The organism is Clostridium sp. CM027 (assembly GCF_024730565.1).
GTDB lineage: Bacteria > Bacillota > Clostridia > Clostridiales > Clostridiaceae > Clostridium_AD > Clostridium_AD estertheticum_B.
In genome coordinates this window covers 2,637,538-2,655,204 of record NZ_CP077725.1, presented here as the reverse complement: position 1 = coordinate 2,655,204, position 17,667 = coordinate 2,637,538, and the positions used below count along the sequence as shown (strand labels likewise).

Below are 17,667 nucleotides of genomic sequence, written 5' to 3'. Positions count from 1 at the left end.
AATAAGAAATAACAAATAGAGTAATATCTCTTATAAGGGGTATTACTCTATTTGTTATTTGTTAATAAATTATAAAATTAGGGTAAGGTTAATTTTATAATAGTGCAGCTCCGCAGGCGATAATTTAATCTTTTATAAATAAAAGACTTTATAATGGTATATTTATAGCCCGTTAAGGAGAACATTTAATATATGTGATAATTGTTGAAATTATTGTATGAGATATTTAATTATTAAATACTAGTAAGTATTATTAAAATAACTATCCTGGTGTATCAATATAAGATATATAGAGAAAAAGTTTAAAAATTCAAGAATGCGAAACTTGGTTTATTTTAATTGCTTTAAATTTAATTTTATAGAGCATATTCTATGATAAGATATTCCTTGTCGCTATGAGTGAGTAACGATAAAGGTGAAAATTGATAAGTTAACATTTGAATATTACTTTAAAAACACATTTTTATAATAATAAAAAAATGTTGACAAAACAAGAAATACCTAGTACAATAGTAGAGGTCGTCACATAATGACGAAACAAATTGGTCTTTGAAAATTAAACAGAGAAATAGGTAAAGATAGCGAAATAATATTTCGCTAAACCAGTTAATTACTTTAGTATAAAGTACTAAAAGTATGTAATGAGCTTGCGTAACAACTTAACAGTTGTCGCAGATTAATCATTTCAACTAAAAAAGTGTAAACTTTTAAATTGAGAGTTTGATCCTGGCTCAGGACGAACGCTGGCGGCGTGCCTAACACATGCAAGTCGAGCGATGAAACCTTTCGGGGTGGATTAGCGGCGGACGGGTGAGTAACACGTGGGTAACCTGCCTCAAAGAGGGGAATAGCCTCCCGAAAGGGAGATTAATACCGCATAATATGTTTTGGTCGCATGATCGAAACATCAAAGGATTTTTCTTCGGAAAATTCCACTTTGAGATGGACCCGCGGCGCATTAGCTAGTTGGTGAGGTAACGGCTCACCAAGGCGACGATGCGTAGCCGACCTGAGAGGGTGATCGGCCACATTGGAACTGAGACACGGTCCAGACTCCTACGGGAGGCAGCAGTGGGGAATATTGCGCAATGGGGGAAACCCTGACGCAGCAACGCCGCGTGAATGATGAAGGCCTTCGGGTTGTAAAGTTCTGTCTTCTGGGACGATAATGACGGTACCAGAGGAGGAAGCCACGGCTAACTACGTGCCAGCAGCCGCGGTAATACGTAGGTGGCAAGCGTTGTCCGGATTTACTGGGCGTAAAGGATGCGTAGGCGGACATTTAAGTCAGATGTGAAATACCCGAGCTTAACTTGGGTGCTGCATTTGAAACTGGGTGTCTAGAGTGCAGGAGAGGTAAGTGGAATTCCTAGTGTAGCGGTGAAATGCGTAGAGATTAGGAAGAACACCAGTGGCGAAGGCGACTTACTGGACTGTAACTGACGCTGAGGCATGAAAGCGTGGGGAGCAAACAGGATTAGATACCCTGGTAGTCCACGCCGTAAACGATGAATACTAGGTGTCGGGGGTCGAACCTCGGTGCCGCCGTTAACACATTAAGTATTCCGCCTGGGGAGTACGATCGCAAGATTAAAACTCAAAGGAATTGACGGGGGCCCGCACAAGCAGCGGAGCATGTGGTTTAATTCGAAGCAACGCGAAGAACCTTACCTAGACTTGACATCCCCTGCATAACCCAGAGATGGGCGAAGTCCTTCGGGACAGGGTGACAGGTGGTGCATGGTTGTCGTCAGCTCGTGTCGTGAGATGTTGGGTTAAGTCCCGCAACGAGCGCAACCCTTATCATTAGTTGCTACCATTAAGTTGAGCACTCTAGTGAGACTGCCCGGGTTAACCGGGAGGAAGGTGGGGATGACGTCAAATCATCATGCCCCTTATGTCTAGGGCTACACACGTGCTACAATGGTGAGTACAAAGAGATGCAAGACCGCAAGGTGGAGCCAAACTCAAAAACTCATCCCAGTTCGGATTGTAGGCTGCAACTCGCCTACATGAAGCCGGAGTTGCTAGTAATCGCGAATCAGCATGTCGCGGTGAATACGTTCCCGGGCCTTGTACACACCGCCCGTCACACCATGAGAGTTGGTAACACCCGAAGTCCGTGAGGTAACCGTAAGGAGCCAGCGGCCGAAGGTGGGATTGATGATTGGGGTGAAGTCGTAACAAGGTAGCCGTAGGAGAACCTGCGGCTGGATCACCTCCTTTCTAGGGAGTAGATGTATTGACTTCGGTCGATGCAATAGAAGAATATTAATTTGTTCTTCAAAAATATCTATTGTAATTAATCGTACCTAGTTCTCTGTTTAATTTTGAGAGACTAATTTTATCTAACTCTTAGGAGTTAGATAATGAATAGTTTTTCTTAAAATGTTCTTTGAAAATTGCACAGTGAAAAAAGTTGTTTTAAAAAAATTAAAACTACGCAAGTAGTTTATAAATTAATTTAATACAATTTCGCAAAATTAATATAACCGTCTATGTAAATAGACAGAATCAAGGTCAAGCTACAAAGGGCGCATGGCGAATGCCTTGGCACTAGGAGCCGAAGAAGGACGCGTTAAGCTGCGATAAGCTTTGGGTAGGCGCAAATAGCCTGTGATCCAAAGATTTCCGAATGGGGGAACCCACATAGTAACAACTATGTACTGCATACTGAATAAATAGGTATGCAGAGGTAGACCCGGGGAACTGAAACATCTAAGTACCCGGAGGAAGAGAAAGAAACATCGATTTCCTAAGTAGCGGCGAGCGAAAGGGAAAGAGCCCAAACCCAGGTCTTTGATCTGGGGGTTGAGGATAGATCATAAATACTGCAATTCCTTAATTGAAGATAGCTGGAAAGCTGCTCCGCAGAAGGTAATAGGCCTGTAAATGAAAAGGAAAAACAGTCAGATCTAATCCAGAGTACCACGAGACACGTGAAACCTTGTGGGAAGCTGGGAGGACCACCTCCCAAGGCTAAATACTACCTAGTGACCGATAGTGAAGAAGTACCGTGAGGGAAAGGTGAAAAGAACCCCGGAAGGGGAGTGAAATAGAACCTGAAACCGTGTGCCTACAACCGGTCGAAGCACTTTATATGTGTGACGGCGTGCTTTTTGTAGAACGAGCCAACGAGTTACGATATGTAGCAAGGTTAAGTACTTAAGGTACGGAGCCGAAGGGAAACCAAGTCTGAATAGGGCGCATAGTTGCATGTCGTAGACCCGAAACCGGGTGACCTATCCATGGCCAGGATGAAGCGGAAGTAAAATTCCGTGGAGGTCCGAACCACGTTGGTGTTGAAAAACCATGGGATGAGCTGTGGATAGCGGAGAAATTCCAATCGAACTCGGAGATAGCTGGTTCTCCTCGAAATAGCTTTAGGGCTAGCGTCGATTAATTGAGTAATGGAGGTAGAGCACTGAATGGGCTAGGGGCTGACAACAGTTACTGAACCCTATCAAACTCCGAATGCCATATACTTTTATTTCGGCAGTCAGACTGCGAATGATAAGATCCGTAGTCAAAAGGGAAACAGCCCAGACCATCAGCTAAGGTCCCAAAGTGTAAGTTAAGTGGAAAAGGATGTGGGATTTCTAAGACAACTAGGATGTTGGCTCAGAAGCAGCCACTCATTTAAAGAGTGCGTAATAGCTCACTAGTCAAGAGATCCTGCGCCGAAGATGTCCGGGGCTAAAACTTACCACCGAAGCTATGGGTGTACACAATTGTGTACGCGGTAGAGGAGCTTTCTGTACTGGCTGAAGTCATACCGTAAGGAGTGGTGGACGGTACAGAAGTGAGAATGTTGGCATGAGTAGCGAGAGTTAAGTGAGAATCTTAACGGTCGAAAACCTAAGGTTTCCTGAGGAAGGCTCGTCCTCTCAGGGTTAGTCGGGACCTAAGCCGAGGCCGAAAGGCGTAGGTGATGGACAATCGGTTGATATTCCGATACCACCAATGGACGTTATTAGAAATGGGATGACGCAGGAGGATAAGATGTGCACACTATTGGATGTGTGTCTAAGCATTTAGGCGGAGCAGACAGGCAAATCCGTTTGCTCTTAACGCTGAGATGTTATGGGGAAGGGAATTTATTCCCGAAGTATCTGATTCCACGCTGCCAAGAAAAGTCTCTATCGAGGATATTGGTGCCCGTACCGCAAACCGACACAGGTAGGTGAGGAGAGAATCCTAAGACCATCGGAAGAATTGTTGTTAAGGAACTCGGCAAATTGACCCCGTAACTTCGGGAGAAGGGGTGCCTACGTAAGTAGGTCGCAGAGAATAGGCCCAAGCAACTGTTTAGCAAAAACACAGGTCTCTGCTAAAGCGAAAGCTGATGTATAGGGGCTGACGCCTGCCCGGTGCTGGAAGGTTAAGGGGATTACTTAGCGCAAGCGAAGGTATGAACTTAAGCCCCAGTAAACGGCGGCCGTAACTATAACGGTCCTAAGGTAGCGAAATTCCTTGTCGGGTAAGTTCCGACCCGCACGAATGGCGTAATGATTTGGGCACTGTCTCAACAACACATCCGGCGAAATTGTAGTGCAAGTGAAGATGCTTGCTACCCGCGATTGGACGGAAAGACCCCGTAGAGCTTTACTGTAGCTTAGCATTGAATTTCGGTATTGTCTGTACAGGATAGGTGGGAGACTGAGAAACATGGGCGTCAGCCTGTGTGGAGTCATCCTTGGGATACCACCCTGACAGTACTGAGGTTCTAACTGGAGGCCATGAATCTGGTCACAGGACATTGTTAGGTGGGCAGTTTGACTGGGGCGGTCGCCTCCAAAAAAGTAACGGAGGCGCCCAAAGGTTCCCTCAGCGCGGTTGGAAATCGCGCGAAGAGTGCAAAGGCAGAAGGGAGCCTGACTGCGACACTTACAAGTGGAGCAGGGACGAAAGTCGGGCTTAGTGATCCGGTGGTACCTCGTGGGAGGGCCATCGCTCAACGGATAAAAGCTACCTCGGGGATAACAGGCTGATCTCCCCCAAGAGTCCACATCGACGGGGAGGTTTGGCACCTCGATGTCGGCTCGTCGCATCCTGGGGCTGAAGTAGGTCCCAAGGGTTGGGCTGTTCGCCCATTAAAGCGGCACGCGAGCTGGGTTCAGAACGTCGTGAGACAGTTCGGTCCCTATCCGTCGCGGGCGTAGGAAATTTGAAGGGAGCTGTCCTTAGTACGAGAGGACCGGGATGGACAAACCTCTGGTGCACCAGTTGTCACGCCAGTGGCATCGCTGGGTAGCTATGTTTGGAAGGGATAAACGCTGAAAGCATCTAAGCGTGAAGCCCACCCTGAGATGAGATTTCCCATAACTCGCACGTAAGTGCGGTGTTAGTAAGACTCCTGGAAGACCACCAGGTTGATAGGTTAGAGGTGTAAGCATGGTAACATGTTCAGCTGACTAATACTAATAAGTCGAGGGCTTGACCTAAATATATAATTAAAAGTAATGCGATATACTTCTTCTGCAGGAACCATTTCTTTCGTAAGAAAGAAACTAAGCTTCTGACAAAGGAAGAAGATTAATTCACTGTGCAATTTTGAGAGAATACTTTTCTGTAAAGAAAGTGAAATTTCTCTATATAGAGATAATAATGAGAATATATTTTATATCTAATATCCGTAGTCAACGACGGTAGATTCTCAATTATTGTTTCTGAAAATAAATCTGGTGATTATGGCATGAAGGTAACACCCGTTCCCATACCGAACACGAAGGTTAAGCTTCAATGCGCCGATGGTACTGCAGGGGTGACCTTGTGGAAGAGTAGGTTGTCGCCAGGTCAATACTAAAATAAGAATATTTAAGTATTTTATAAGGCTCCTTGGTCAAGCGGTTAAGACACCACCCTTTCACGGTGGTAACAGGGGTTCAATTCCCCTAGGAGTCACCATATGTATGCAGGTGTGGCGGAATGGCAGACGCACTAGACTTAGGATCTAGCGCTTTACGGCATGGGGGTTCAAGTCCCTTCACCTGCACCATATTTATATAAGCGGGTATAACTCAATGGTAGAGTGTTAGCCTTCCAAGCTAATTACGAGGGTTCGATTCCCTCTACCCGCTCCATTTTATTTATTTAATATGCGTCTTTAGCTCAGTTGGATAGAGCAACGCCCTTCTAAGGCGTGGGCCAGGGGTTCGAATCCCTTAAGACGCACCATACAATATTGGGGTATCGCCAAGCGGTAAGGCACCACACTTTGACTGTGGCATCCGTAGGTTCAAATCCTGCTATCCCAGCCAATATGGTTTACTAGCTCAGTTGGTAGAGCACATGACTTTTAATCATGGTGTCCGGGGTTCGATTCCCCGGTAAGCCACCAAATTTTATAAGGCTCCTTGGTCAAGCGGTTAAGACACCACCCTTTCACGGTGGTAACAGGGGTTCAATTCCCCTAGGAGTCACCATAAAAAAGTCCTTGCAAAAGCAAGGGCTTTTTTATGGCGTTATATAATAATCAATATTTTCGCATAAAATAATATTATGATTGTGGATAATGTTGATTATTTTTATTTTTTAGTGTATATTTAAAAAATGGAGATGAAATTATGTTTATAAATAAAAGGATTTTTGTTGCCGAATTTATAAGAAGACCAAATAGATTTCAAGCGTATGTAAATCTTAATGGCGAAGAAATAATAGTACATGTTCCTAATACGGGGAGATGTAAGGAAATACTAATTCCAGGCTCCACAGTTCTATTAAGAGAAGAGCTTAATCCTACTAGAAAAACATTATATGATCTAATTTCAGGGTATAAAGATAATAAGATCATTAATATAGATTCACAAATGCCTAATAAAGTTGTTGAGGAGGCATTAAAAGATAAAAAAATACAAAATCTGGTTAAATATAATATAATACAAAGAGAAAAGACTTTTGGAAATAGTAGATTTGATTTTAAACTATCTAATGACATGGATGAAGAATATTACCTCGAGGTAAAAGGGGTTACATTTGAAGTAGATGGTAAAACTAAGTTTCCAGATGCACCTACAGAGAGAGGCAGAAAACACTTATTAGAGCTTATAGAGGCTAAAAAGAGAGGATTTGGAGCTGGAGTACTATTTCTTATTCAAATGAGCAATATAAAAAATTTCTCTCCATATGATGATATGGATGTAGCGTTTGGAGAAGCATTAAGATTGGCATGCAAAAATGGTGTTGATATTTTTGCTTACGAATGTGAAGTTGGTGAAAAGTTTATAACTTTAAGTAATCCAGTTGAAGTTGTTTTATAAATTTAACGAAATTTTAGAAGGAAAGACCCCATCTTATATAAGAGAGGGTTACGGACTAAACAAAGAAAAAACTTCAGTGGGAATACAAGTCTTATTCTGAAGCCGCTGATATTACAGCACCGCAGGCGATAATTTAATGTAGCTTCGAAGATAATGATTTAAGAAACGTGATGACATTTGTTTTAAAGTAAGAAATAATTGAAATAGAATGTTAAATAACATGTGGGTTAAGAACATGGGAATTGAGGAGGTAAAAGTTTGAAATTTATATATTGCCCAATTTGTGGAAAAGAATTAATAAAGAAAAATAGCTGGGATGAAGGGGCAGTTCCATATTGCCCTGTGGATGATATTATGTATTTCGACACACCAAAACCATGTGTGGTAGTTGCAGTTGTCAAGGGTAAAGAAATTTTACTTCTTAAACAAAATTACACTTTTAAGAATTCAAAGGTATTAGTATCAGGGTATGTAAATACTGGAGAATCTGTTGAAGAAACTGTTCATAGAGAAGTTAAAGAGGAGACTGGAATAATAGTTGGAGAGATAAGATATTTGGGGAGTGATTATTTAGCTTCTAAAGAAATTATAATGTTAACTTTTATGGCTAAGTATGTTAAAGGTGAAATAAATAAGTCCCCTGAAGTTGATTGGGCTGAGTGGGAAAAATTAGATGATGCCATATGTGAAATGAGTGAAGACGAAATAGGGAAAAGGGTTGTAAGAAAATTGCTGAAGGAAATTGAATATAAGGGAGAAGAGGCGTATAGATGTGATATATAGGCTAACTACTGCGATATCAAATAGAAAGAGTAAATTTCATAAAATAATTTAAAATCTACTGTGAAAGTTTAACGATATTTCAGAAGATTCAAAATTAATAATTGTTTAATCTTCTGAAATTGTTAAATGCAAAGTAATTTAACCTAGCCATTTAAAGTTCTTTATGGAATCCTAGTTAAAAGTATCTCTAGATACTCGCCATCTACATAATTTATGTGAGATTCATCAATCATCATACCTACAAGGGTAAGTTCTGTACATGTATCACTATCCCCTGTAAGATTCCAATAGTATTCTTCCATTTCATGACATCTTGGTGCGGTTAGTGATTCTTCTAAAAGCTCAAGATTTTCTTTGGATATAAAGGAAAGTTGTGCTCTTATAAATATGATTATTTTTTTATTTTCTTTACTTATATCAATATGAACATTATCTGAACCATGTTTATAACAATAACCCATTAATTCAGTTACTATTTTTATATTTCGTTGATCTGTATGTTTCAATATTAATCAACCTCCTTTCTAAATGCAGTAATAATTGGAATAAGGATTATACATACTATTCCTCCTGAAAAACCGTTATTGTATAGATTTAAGCCACCATGAAGATAGCTAATATTCATGGACAAGCAAATGTGCAAAAATCCGGCAATAGCACCATAAATCCATCCAAATTGACCTGAAATAGGAGCTAATGTCGAACTAAATAAGATACCTAATAGCATTCCAGGTGAACTAAATTGCCAAATATTTAATAGAGATGAAAGTGTTGCGCCTATCATAACAGGAAATACATTTCGTAGGTGCTTTCCAAATGATCCAAAACCAACAATGGTTAATATTCCACCTATAGTAGGACCATTTAAATCCCCTCCAATTATGAGTACGTAAATAGTTGAATATACGCCTAGAATACCCATGTTTATCATAGTAAGTCCACGTCCAAATAAAAGGTAATAATCACTTACTAGTCTACCAGGTTGTTTATAAAGTTTAAATAAGTTTTTAAAACTTTTATCATTATGTATGAATCCAACTATTATCATTAGTATGAATAAGGAAATTAATATTATAGAAAAAAATAAATTATTTCCTGTAGACCAAAGTAATCGACTTTCAAAGTTTATACCAAAAGCTCTTAGTAAAGACATGATCAAGGTTGCAAGAAGGCCAGCTGCGAAACCTATATTATAAAGATTATAACCTTGGTGAAGCTTTAGACAATAAGCTGCCATTGGAGGGAAAATAAAGCCGATAAAAGTGCTTATTAATATTGCTATAATTATATTTCCTAGAAAGGGTAAATGACCTAAAAATGCTAATTGATTAACGGTAGGAGATAAAGTTGTTCCAAATAGTGCTATTAAAACATAATTTATAAACTTTTCCTTTTGATATCTAGAATATAACCAAACCCCAAATATTATTGGCCAGATATTTACAATGCTTTTTCCGAAAAGAGAGAAGCCTGCCATTGTAAATAGTGCCGCTACAGTGGAACCATTTGGTTTTATTCCTACATGTACAAGTAGGAATATAGAGGCTAAAACTACTAAAGACATATTAAAAAAGGTAGCGCCAATGCCCGCAAGTTCTACATAATCTGTAATTAGTATATTAGATTCAAAAATTATTTTTTTAAAACCTATGAAGATTTCCGTTGGGGTGTTCATAACAAATGCTAAAATCATGAAAAATAAAGATAAGCAAATAAACATATAATAGGTAGAATGAATTTTTATTCTCATAAAAGACCTCCTTAATTTATAAACTTAAACCCTATGTAATTATTTTATAGTAAAGGCAAAAGAATTACTAGTACAAATAAAATAATATAAGTATTAAGGGTAGAATTAAATCCCCATTATAAGTATAATTATAATGGGGATGTTAATAAAATATTAGTAGCTTCGTAATAATTAGATTAAATATTATATTAGTGTTAATATTAAATAATTATAAAAAGAGAGAAGGATAAAAATGGAAAATAACATTGAAGGTAAAAATTTAAGTAAAAAAGTGCCTCAAATAACAGGGAGTTTGAGGAGCCATATGATAGAGCTACCAAGTGCAATTAGGGATGCTAGTGGAATTGTAATATTTGGGAAAAGGTTGAAATCTTTTGTTTTTACTACAGATGTGGCAGTTATAAGAAATACAAATGCGGATGCAATTATTGCAGTATATCCATTTACACCTCAGCCCATTATAACAGAAGCCTTAGTATTAGCAGCAGATGTACCAGTGTTTTGTGGCGTTGGAGGAGGGATTACTACAGGGAGAAGGGTGACAAATTTAGCACTAGATGCTGAATTTAAAGGTGCTATGGGTGTAGTAGTCAATAGTCCTATATCAAATGATGTTATAAGACAAGTAAGGAGAACTATAGATATTCCAATAATAGTTACAGTTGTGTCAGAATTTGAAGATACAGAGGCTAGGATAAATGCCGGAGCAACTATAATCAATGTTTCAGGTGCTAAAAAGACAGCGTATATAGTTGGAAAAATAAGAGAAAAACATCCCGATTTTCCTATAATTGCGACAGGTGGTCCAAATAATGAAACTATAAGGGAAACTATAAAAGCAGGGGCTAATGCAATTACATATACCCCCCCAATAGTAGCAGATATTTTAAATGAAATAATGATTAAGTATAGAACGATTTACGAGACAGAGAATGAAGAAAAATAGCATAAAATATAGTAACTATTGATAAAACAATTTTAATTAAAGTGGTAGGTGATAAAATGGCTGTAGGTGGAGATAACTGTGATAAATGTCCTGAAGCCTCTACAAAACAGTGTAATGGCGGAGACGTGGACTGTTTATGCAAAAGATGCCCAAGAAATTTAAGGCAGTGTTTAACTACAAAATACTGTAGAGAAACTGAATCTATAATTAACATAAAAGATTACTGGTGGGATAACCTTGAATAAGGTAGTAGGATGAAAGTTGTAAAAACTTGAAGAGCATATAAAAGCAATAGGTTATTAATATAATAAAAGATGCTATTTTAAATAGCATATACAAGCTACTAGAACAGTTTATGTTTTGGTAGCTTTATTTAATTTACAGGAAATTATAAAAAAATTAAAATTATTTAGATTAGAGAAGTTTTGGTAATATAATTTTTTAAATATGGTGCTGAAAGTTATAATAGTTGTGGTAATTCTGTAATATAAAAATGTATAGAGGAATTATTTGATGAAAGTAGGGAAATAATAAGAAGAAATTAATTAAGTTTTAAATTATAAGGAGGAACAATATTATGCCAAATATAGAACAGATGACACATGTAGCAAATAGCTGTAAAGGATATGACTCGGTAGGAACAGGATTTCAATCTTCAATAGGAACATCATTTAGTAAGAGCTGTGATAATTGCCAGCATTTAAAAGACAATAAATGTGAAGTCAATTTATATGACAAAGTTTTAGCAGGATTAGATCAAGGTTAATGCAAATATTAAATCACTAATATTTTAGAGGCATTCCACAAGAAAGTCTCCCACTTCTAAGTGGGAGTTACACATCATAACAAAGCCAAAACCTTAGTGTAAAAAATGTTAAAACAGTAATTTAAAAACAAATTATAAAGCATATGATATACTAATATAGAATTGCGTATTAAATATAGAATATTCAATATATTTATTTTAAATATATTGAGAAATTTATATTTAAGTGTTAAAATAGTTATTAGACTTCAAGACAAATCATAAGATTAACAAAAAATGGGAAAAGTAAAACTTGGAGGGTGAATCATGCATAAAAGATTATTTATACCGGGGCCAGTAGATGTAGCAGAGGACGTACTTCAAAAAATGGCTACGCCTCAAATATCACATAGAGGCAAGGAAGCATCAGAGCTACAAAGAAACATAAGCGACAAAATGAGAAAAGTGTTTAATACTAAAGAAGAAATACTACTTTCAACGAGTTCAGGAAGTGGTCTAATGGAAGGTGCTGTACGTTCATGTACAGCCAAGAGAGCAGCAATATTTTCAGTAGGAGCATTTGGAAACAGATGGTTTGAAATGTGTACGGATAATGGAGTACCAGCAGATAAATTTGAATCTGAATGGGGACAACCAACAACTCCAGAAATGATCGAAGAAGCATTAGTAACTGGTAAATATGATTTAATAACGATTACTATGAATGAGACTTCAACAGGACTCGTGAATAACATGGAAGTTCTTTCGTCAGTTTACAAAAAATACCCTGAAATTGTAGTATGCGTTGACACAGTAAGTAACGCTGCTGGAACAGAAGTAAAAGTAGATGAATGGGCTATAGATATTTGTATAACTTCAACTCAGAAATGTTTAGGATTACCTGCAGGAATGGCTATTTGCACATTCTCAAAAAAAGCAGTAGAAAGAGCTAAGCAAGTTACAAATAGAGGAGTATATTTTGATTTATTAGGACTATATAATTGCATTCAAAAGAAGGATTATCAATATCCGTCTACGCCTTCACTTGCACATATGTTTGCTTTAGATTATCAGTTAGATAAGATATTAGACGAAGGCTTACAGAGCAGATATGCTAGAAACATCGCTGGTGCTGAACTTGTTAGAGAGTGGGCTAGAAAATATTTTGAAATATTCGCTAATGAAAACTTTTTGTCAAATACATTAACTAATGTTAAAAACACAAGAGGAATCAGTATTTCTGACTTAAACAAGAAATTAGGTGAAAGAGGCTTTATTATTTCTAATGGTTATGGAAAATTAAAAGATAAGACATTTAGAATTGCTCATATGGCTGAAACTACACCAGAAGAAGTGAAAAATTTATTGAAAATAATAACCGAAATTTTAGAACTTAAATAATTAACAATTAGATTAAGAATGAAAAATTGTAATGTGATTTTTCATTCTTAATTTGAGTTTATATAATTATTGAAAATGATATAATTGGTTTAAGAATCCACTAAAGTGTCTGAATCCACTAAAGTATCTAAATTAAAGGATAATATTTCTTTATATAAAGAGGAGGATAATCATGATTAGGGTATTAGTTACTGATAGTATGGAAAAAAATGCTGTTAAAGAGTTGAAAGCTAAAGGGTTTGAAGTTGTTGAGAAGTTTTATGAACCAGAAGTTTTGGGCGAAGCATTAAAATCATTTGACGTAATTGTAGTTAGATCTGCAACAAAGGTTAGAAAACCAATAATCGACAAAGCGGCAGAAGCGGGAAGACTAAAGCTTATAATACGTGGAGGGGTTGGCGTTGACAATATTGACGTAGCATATGCTAGAGAAAAAGGGATAAATGTGTCTAATACTCCAAATGCAAGCAGTGCATCTGTAGCGGAACTTACGCTTGCTCATATGTTTGCAGTATCAAGATTTGTTAATATTTCTAATGTATCTATGAGACAGGGCAAATGGGATAAGAAAAAATATGTAGGTGTAGAAATTGCGGGAAAAACTTTAGGTTTAGTTGGGTTTGGAAGAATATCAAGAGAACTAGCTAAAAAAGCATTTGCACTTGGCATGACGGTCATATATACAGATATAATAGGTAAAGCTAAGGATTGTGATGAGTACGAATTCTGTGAGTTAAATGATGTATTAAAAAGAGCAGATTATTTATCATTACATATACCATTCATTAAAGATCAAGGGGCTACTATAGGAAAAGACCAATTAGATATGATGAAGGATGGATCATTCTTAATTAACTGTGCTAGAGGTGGAGTAGTTGATGAAGATGCTTTAGTAGAAGCTTTAGATAATGGCAAATTAGCAGGAGCTGGAGTAGATGTTTTTGTTGAAGAACCAACTAAAAATGAAACTTTAGTTAACCATCCAAAGGTTTCTGTAACACCACATATTGGAGCTGCAACGCAGGAAGCTCAAACAAGAATAGGTACCGAGATAATAAGTATTATTTTAGAATTTTTCAAATAAATTAATTAATCACAGGAGGGATAATCATGGCAGTAGTAAAGTCATTTAAAGCATACAGACCGCAATTAGGTTTAGTAGAGAAAGTAGCAGCTCTCCCTTATGATGTTATGGATAGTGAAGAGGCTAGAGAAATGGTAAAAGGAAAACCTTATTCATTTCTACATGTCGATAAACCAGAAATAGATTTACCACAAGGTATAGATACGCACAGTGAGCAAGTTTATTTGAAAGCCAGAGAAAATCTTCAAAAAATGATTAGCGATAAAGTGTATATGCAAGATGAAAAACCTTGTATGTATATATATAGACAAATAATGAATGGAAGACCTCAAACTGGTATAGTTGCTTGTGCTTCAATTGATGATTATATAAATAATACAATTAAAAAACATGAGCTAACAAGATCGGATAAAGAGCTTGATAGATTTAATCATGTTGATTATACAAATTGTAATACTGGACCAATATTTTTAACATATAGACATAAAGATGAAATAGATAGTATAGTTAAAAATTGGACAGAAACAAAAACACCAGTATATGATTATAAATCAGAAGATGGAGTATCACAAATTATTTGGGTTATAGATGAGGAAGCAATTATAAATAAGCTATCAGCTGTATTTACGCAAACAGATTATTTATATATAGCTGACGGACATCATAGATCAGCTTCAGCTGTTAAAGTTGGACTAAAGAGAAGAAAAGATAACCCAGCATACACTGGTGATGAGGAATTTAATTTCTTCCTATCGGTTATATTCCCAGATAATGATTTATACGTAATGGATTATAATAGAGTTGTTTCAGATTTAAATGGAAATTCTTCAGAAGATTTTTTAAATAAAGTTACTGACAAATTTGATATAACTCCATATGAAGGTAAAGGCCAATTTAAACCAGAAGTGCAAAGAACATACGGAATGTTCTTAGAGGGAAAATGGTACAAACTGTCAGCAAAAGAAGGGACTTTTAATATGAGTGATCCAGTTGAAAGATTAGATGTATCAATACTTCAAAAGAATTTACTAGATCCGATTTTAGATATTGATGATCCAAGAACAAATTCAAGAATCGATTTCATAGGTGGAATAAGAGGGCTTGGGGAATTAGAAAGAAGGGTTAGAGAAGGAATGAAAGTTGCATTTTCTATGTGTCCTACAACTATGGATGATCTAATGGATATAGCAAATGCGGGGAAAGTAATGCCTCCTAAATCAACTTGGTTTGAACCTAAATTACAAAGTGGAATATTTGTCCACGAACTATAATCTAACATCATGATAAGAATAAAACTGTTGAAATGGAAAAAGACCACGCATATGCGTGGTCTTTTTAAATATATAGGGTATAATTAAATTATGAAATTGATTTGTTTTATTAATAAATTTTATAATATGAAAACATATAATACTTAAAATAAGATATATTTCAAAGGAGAGAGAAACATATGCCACAGCATTCATTGTCAAGAACAGAATTACTCATAGGTATGGACAGTTTAAATAAATTACGAGAAAGTAAAGTAGTAGTTTTTGGAATAGGTGGAGTTGGTAGTTATACAGTTGAAGCACTAGTAAGAGCAGGTGTTGGGAAATTGGTATTAATAGATGATGATACAATTTGTTTAACAAACTTAAATAGACAAATACATGCTACATTTAAAACTATAGGTAAAAGTAAGGTTTTAGTAATGAAGGATAGAATACTCGAAATAAATCCTAAATGTGAAGTTATCACTCATGAAACATTCGTAACTGCAGATAATATGGGAGATATAATTACTGAGGACACAGATTATGTAGTAGATGCTATCGATACAGTAGCTTCAAAAATATCATTAGTTGAACACTGCAGAAAACGTAATATCAATATTATATGCTGTTTAGGGACTGGAAATAAATTAGATCCAACGCTATTTAGAGTCGCAGATATTTATGATACAAAAGTATGTCCACTTGCAAGGGTTATAAGACAGGAGCTAAGAAAGAGAAATATTGATAGCTTAAAGGTTGTTTACTCAGAGGAAACCCCTATGAGGCCGAAGTTAGAGGAGGTTATAACATGCAAAGAAGGTTGTGTATGTACAGGAGGTTCAAAAAAGTGTGCTATAAAAAGACAAATTCCAGGTAGTATATCTTTCGTTCCTCCAGTAGCAGGAATGATACTTGGTGGAGAAGTTATTAAGGATTTAATTAAATCATCTCCTGCGGAGCTGAACAGCTTCGAAGAAGATGAACTAACGACTCCAGAAGGGGATTTATACTCCAACTTATAGAAGTGGGAGACTTTCCTTCTGAAATGTCGTTAAAAAGAAAAATTAATATTTAATGTTATTGGGATGAACAAAAATAAGAGTGAAAATTAATGCACTCTTATTTTTGTTGAAAATTATTTGTGTAAATATATTTACCATTAATTCAAAAACGAATATAACGCTGGATAAACATTTAAATTACTCATTAAAGATATATATTCATCCATAGCTGTATCATTTTCTTCACTTGTCTTTATGGCTCTTATCATTAGATTTTTAGGTGTTTCAAGAGGAGATATATATTCTACTACAGAAACATCATATCCTTTAGCTTCTAGCAGTAATGAACGCATTCCATCTGTTAAAATATCGGCCATTCTCGATTTAAATACACCCTGCTTTAGTATGTTTTTAAAGGGTTCATAAGAATATTGCTTTAAAAATTCTCGATGGCAGCATGGAACTGCGATGATTATATTAGAGTTTACTCTGATACCTAGAGCTAATGCCATATCTGTAGCAGTGTCACAAGCGTGTAATGATAATACTACATGTATAGTTTTATCAGGTTCATAATCTTTAATATCAATAGCATGGAACTCCATATTCCTGTAATTTAAGTTTTTGGCCATGTTTATAGATGAGTCTATTATAGATTTAGAGTAATCTAGCCCAATAAAATGGCATTTTTTCTTTTTAACTTCAGTTAAATAATAGTTTAGTACAAATGATAAATAGGATTTTCCACAACCACAATCTAATATATTTATAACTTGATGTTGTGGGAGCTTATCTAAAATTCCTTCTAAGAGTTCTACATAGTGATCAATTTGATTATATTTTCTTATTTTATCATTTTTAATTTTACCATCTTTACTCATTATGCCTATTTCTTTTAACAAAGCATCTGCACTACCAATCTTTATATAGTAATCTCTATTCAAAAGAGTGGAGGTAGTTCTACTAATATGAGTAGAGGGTAATTTAGAAGAAATAGTATTTAAGTCTTCATCCTCTACGAAATCCACATTTAAGCTCTTCATAGTTACATTTTTATTATCTGCAGAGATTAAAATTGAAGAACCTCTTTCACTATAAACTAGAGATGAGCATTCATAGCTTTCGGCTTCTTTAGTTATGTTAGAAAATAATTGATTTATACTCAAAGTTTCTGTTTTTCCATTAAAATTATATTTAATATTTCCATTATCATAAATACCTGTTCCTTTAAACTCTTTTAGACCTGTTATATAGGTAGTATCAATTTGTTTAAATATTGAACAGTTTTCAGAAAATCTATTTTCTAGGCCCATTAGAAAAAGTTTTAATTTATTAATATTTTGCTTATTCATTGTGCTCAAACCTTTCTTCTATAATTATTTTTCAACTATGCTACAAGTATAACAAAAAATTAAAAGCTATTGAAGAAAAATATAATATTA

Annotated in this window: 12 protein-coding genes, 7 tRNA genes and 3 rRNA genes; 19 read left to right on the top strand and 3 right to left on the bottom strand. The window is 36.1% G+C overall.

Annotated elements, in window-relative coordinates; translation table 11 throughout:
* The first annotated feature begins 708 nt into the window (after positions 1–708).
* The 12 genes from KTC92_RS12465 to KTC92_RS12410 all read left to right on the top strand — a co-directional run bounded on the left by KTC92_RS12465 (position 709) and on the right by KTC92_RS12410 (position 8,042).
* A 16S ribosomal RNA gene (locus KTC92_RS12465) occupies positions 709–2,226 on the top strand.
* Positions 2,227–2,518: 292 nt separating this feature from the next.
* A 23S ribosomal RNA gene (locus tag KTC92_RS12460) occupies positions 2,519–5,444 on the top strand.
* A gap of 236 nt (positions 5,445–5,680) precedes the next feature.
* Positions 5,681–5,797, top strand: a 5S ribosomal RNA gene (rrf, locus tag KTC92_RS12455).
* Together the 16S, 23S and 5S rRNA genes with 7 tRNA genes alongside form the textbook arrangement of a ribosomal RNA operon.
* Before the next feature lie 35 nt (positions 5,798–5,832).
* Positions 5,833–5,907, top strand: a tRNA-Glu gene (locus tag KTC92_RS12450).
* Between the two features lie 7 nt (positions 5,908–5,914).
* Positions 5,915–5,998 (top strand) — tRNA-Leu (locus KTC92_RS12445).
* A gap of 11 nt (positions 5,999–6,009) precedes the next feature.
* Positions 6,010–6,083: transfer RNA gene (locus KTC92_RS12440), tRNA-Gly, on the top strand.
* A 17-nt stretch (positions 6,084–6,100) separates the two neighbouring features.
* Positions 6,101–6,177: transfer RNA gene (locus KTC92_RS12435), tRNA-Arg, on the top strand.
* A gap of 8 nt (positions 6,178–6,185) precedes the next feature.
* Positions 6,186–6,260: transfer RNA gene (locus KTC92_RS12430), tRNA-Gln, on the top strand.
* Positions 6,261–6,264: 4 nt separating this feature from the next.
* Positions 6,265–6,340 (top strand) — tRNA-Lys (locus KTC92_RS12425).
* A 10-nt stretch (positions 6,341–6,350) separates the two neighbouring features.
* Positions 6,351–6,425: transfer RNA gene (locus tag KTC92_RS12420), tRNA-Glu, on the top strand.
* Between the two features lie 141 nt (positions 6,426–6,566).
* Positions 6,567–7,259, top strand: coding sequence for a DNA/RNA nuclease SfsA (gene sfsA, locus KTC92_RS12415; protein WP_216304480.1), 693 nt, complete (start codon positions 6,567–6,569; stop codon positions 7,257–7,259).
* A 258-nt stretch (positions 7,260–7,517) separates the two neighbouring features.
* The gene (locus KTC92_RS12410) at positions 7,518–8,042 is read left to right on the top strand and encodes an NAD(+) diphosphatase (protein ID WP_220287799.1); all 525 of its coding nucleotides are present in this window, start codon (positions 7,518–7,520) and stop codon (positions 8,040–8,042) included.
* A gap of 161 nt (positions 8,043–8,203) precedes the next feature.
* On the opposite strand, the gene KTC92_RS12405 is transcribed toward KTC92_RS12410, so the two are convergent.
* Both KTC92_RS12405 and KTC92_RS12400 read right to left on the bottom strand, forming a co-directional pair.
* Entirely contained in the window at positions 8,204–8,548 is a 345-nt protein-coding gene (locus KTC92_RS12405) for a hypothetical protein (RefSeq protein ID WP_216304482.1), read from the bottom strand.
* 2 nt (positions 8,549–8,550) lie between these two features.
* The gene (locus KTC92_RS12400) at positions 8,551–9,792 is read right to left on the bottom strand and encodes a DUF1576 domain-containing protein (protein WP_220287798.1); all 1,242 of its coding nucleotides are present in this window, start codon (positions 9,790–9,792) and stop codon (positions 8,551–8,553) included.
* A gap of 232 nt (positions 9,793–10,024) precedes the next feature.
* Here KTC92_RS12400 and KTC92_RS12395 point away from each other — a divergent pair, with 232 nt between their 5' ends.
* The 7 genes from KTC92_RS12395 (at position 10,025) to KTC92_RS12365 (ending at position 16,246) form a co-directional block, all read left to right on the top strand.
* Complete coding sequence (locus tag KTC92_RS12395) at positions 10,025–10,738, top strand: hydrolase (protein ID WP_165414546.1); 714 nt, start codon at positions 10,025–10,027, stop codon at positions 10,736–10,738.
* A 56-nt stretch (positions 10,739–10,794) separates the two neighbouring features.
* The gene (locus KTC92_RS12390; protein ID WP_165414545.1) at positions 10,795–10,983 is read left to right on the top strand and encodes a hypothetical protein; all 189 of its coding nucleotides are present in this window, start codon (positions 10,795–10,797) and stop codon (positions 10,981–10,983) included.
* 332 nt (positions 10,984–11,315) lie between these two features.
* Positions 11,316–11,504: a hypothetical protein gene (locus tag KTC92_RS12385; RefSeq protein ID WP_216304485.1), complete on the top strand. Its 189-nt coding sequence runs from the start codon at positions 11,316–11,318 to the stop codon at positions 11,502–11,504.
* A 306-nt stretch (positions 11,505–11,810) separates the two neighbouring features.
* Positions 11,811–12,884: an alanine--glyoxylate aminotransferase family protein gene (locus KTC92_RS12380; protein WP_220287797.1), complete on the top strand. Its 1,074-nt coding sequence runs from the start codon at positions 11,811–11,813 to the stop codon at positions 12,882–12,884.
* Between the two features lie 172 nt (positions 12,885–13,056).
* On the top strand, positions 13,057–13,968 hold the full coding sequence (locus KTC92_RS12375) for a D-2-hydroxyacid dehydrogenase (protein ID WP_216304487.1): 912 nt from the start codon (positions 13,057–13,059) through the stop codon (positions 13,966–13,968).
* A gap of 26 nt (positions 13,969–13,994) precedes the next feature.
* Positions 13,995–15,239 (top strand): DUF1015 domain-containing protein, encoded by a 1,245-nt coding sequence (locus KTC92_RS12370; RefSeq protein WP_216304489.1) that lies wholly within the window; start codon positions 13,995–13,997, stop codon positions 15,237–15,239.
* Between the two features lie 179 nt (positions 15,240–15,418).
* A complete protein-coding gene (locus KTC92_RS12365) occupies positions 15,419–16,246 on the top strand; it encodes a ThiF family adenylyltransferase (protein ID WP_216304491.1) in 828 nt (275 codons plus the stop codon).
* 137 nt (positions 16,247–16,383) lie between these two features.
* Here KTC92_RS12365 and KTC92_RS12360 read toward each other — a convergent pair whose 3' ends face one another.
* Positions 16,384–17,577 carry an SAM-dependent methyltransferase gene (locus tag KTC92_RS12360; protein WP_220287796.1) on the bottom strand — a complete coding sequence of 398 codons (1,194 nt, stop codon included), beginning with the start codon at positions 17,575–17,577 and terminating at the stop codon, positions 16,384–16,386.
* Between the last annotated feature and the right edge of the window lie 90 nt (positions 17,578–17,667).

Coding starts and splice junctions, on each gene's coding strand:
- KTC92_RS12360 (WP_220287796.1), bottom strand. CDS start 17,577: ATGAATAAGCAAAATATTAATAAATTAAAACTTTTTCTAATGGGCCTA.
- KTC92_RS12380 (WP_220287797.1), top strand. CDS start 11,811: ATGCATAAAAGATTATTTATACCGGGGCCAGTAGATGTAGCAGAGGAC.
- KTC92_RS12390 (WP_165414545.1), top strand. CDS start 10,795: ATGGCTGTAGGTGGAGATAACTGTGATAAATGTCCTGAAGCCTCTACA.
- KTC92_RS12385 (WP_216304485.1), top strand. CDS start 11,316: ATGCCAAATATAGAACAGATGACACATGTAGCAAATAGCTGTAAAGGA.
- KTC92_RS12395 (WP_165414546.1), top strand. CDS start 10,025: ATGGAAAATAACATTGAAGGTAAAAATTTAAGTAAAAAAGTGCCTCAA.
- KTC92_RS12365 (WP_216304491.1), top strand. CDS start 15,419: ATGCCACAGCATTCATTGTCAAGAACAGAATTACTCATAGGTATGGAC.
- KTC92_RS12375 (WP_216304487.1), top strand. CDS start 13,057: ATGATTAGGGTATTAGTTACTGATAGTATGGAAAAAAATGCTGTTAAA.
- sfsA (WP_216304480.1), top strand. CDS start 6,567: ATGTTTATAAATAAAAGGATTTTTGTTGCCGAATTTATAAGAAGACCA.
- KTC92_RS12400 (WP_220287798.1), bottom strand. CDS start 9,792: ATGAGAATAAAAATTCATTCTACCTATTATATGTTTATTTGCTTATCT.
- KTC92_RS12370 (WP_216304489.1), top strand. CDS start 13,995: ATGGCAGTAGTAAAGTCATTTAAAGCATACAGACCGCAATTAGGTTTA.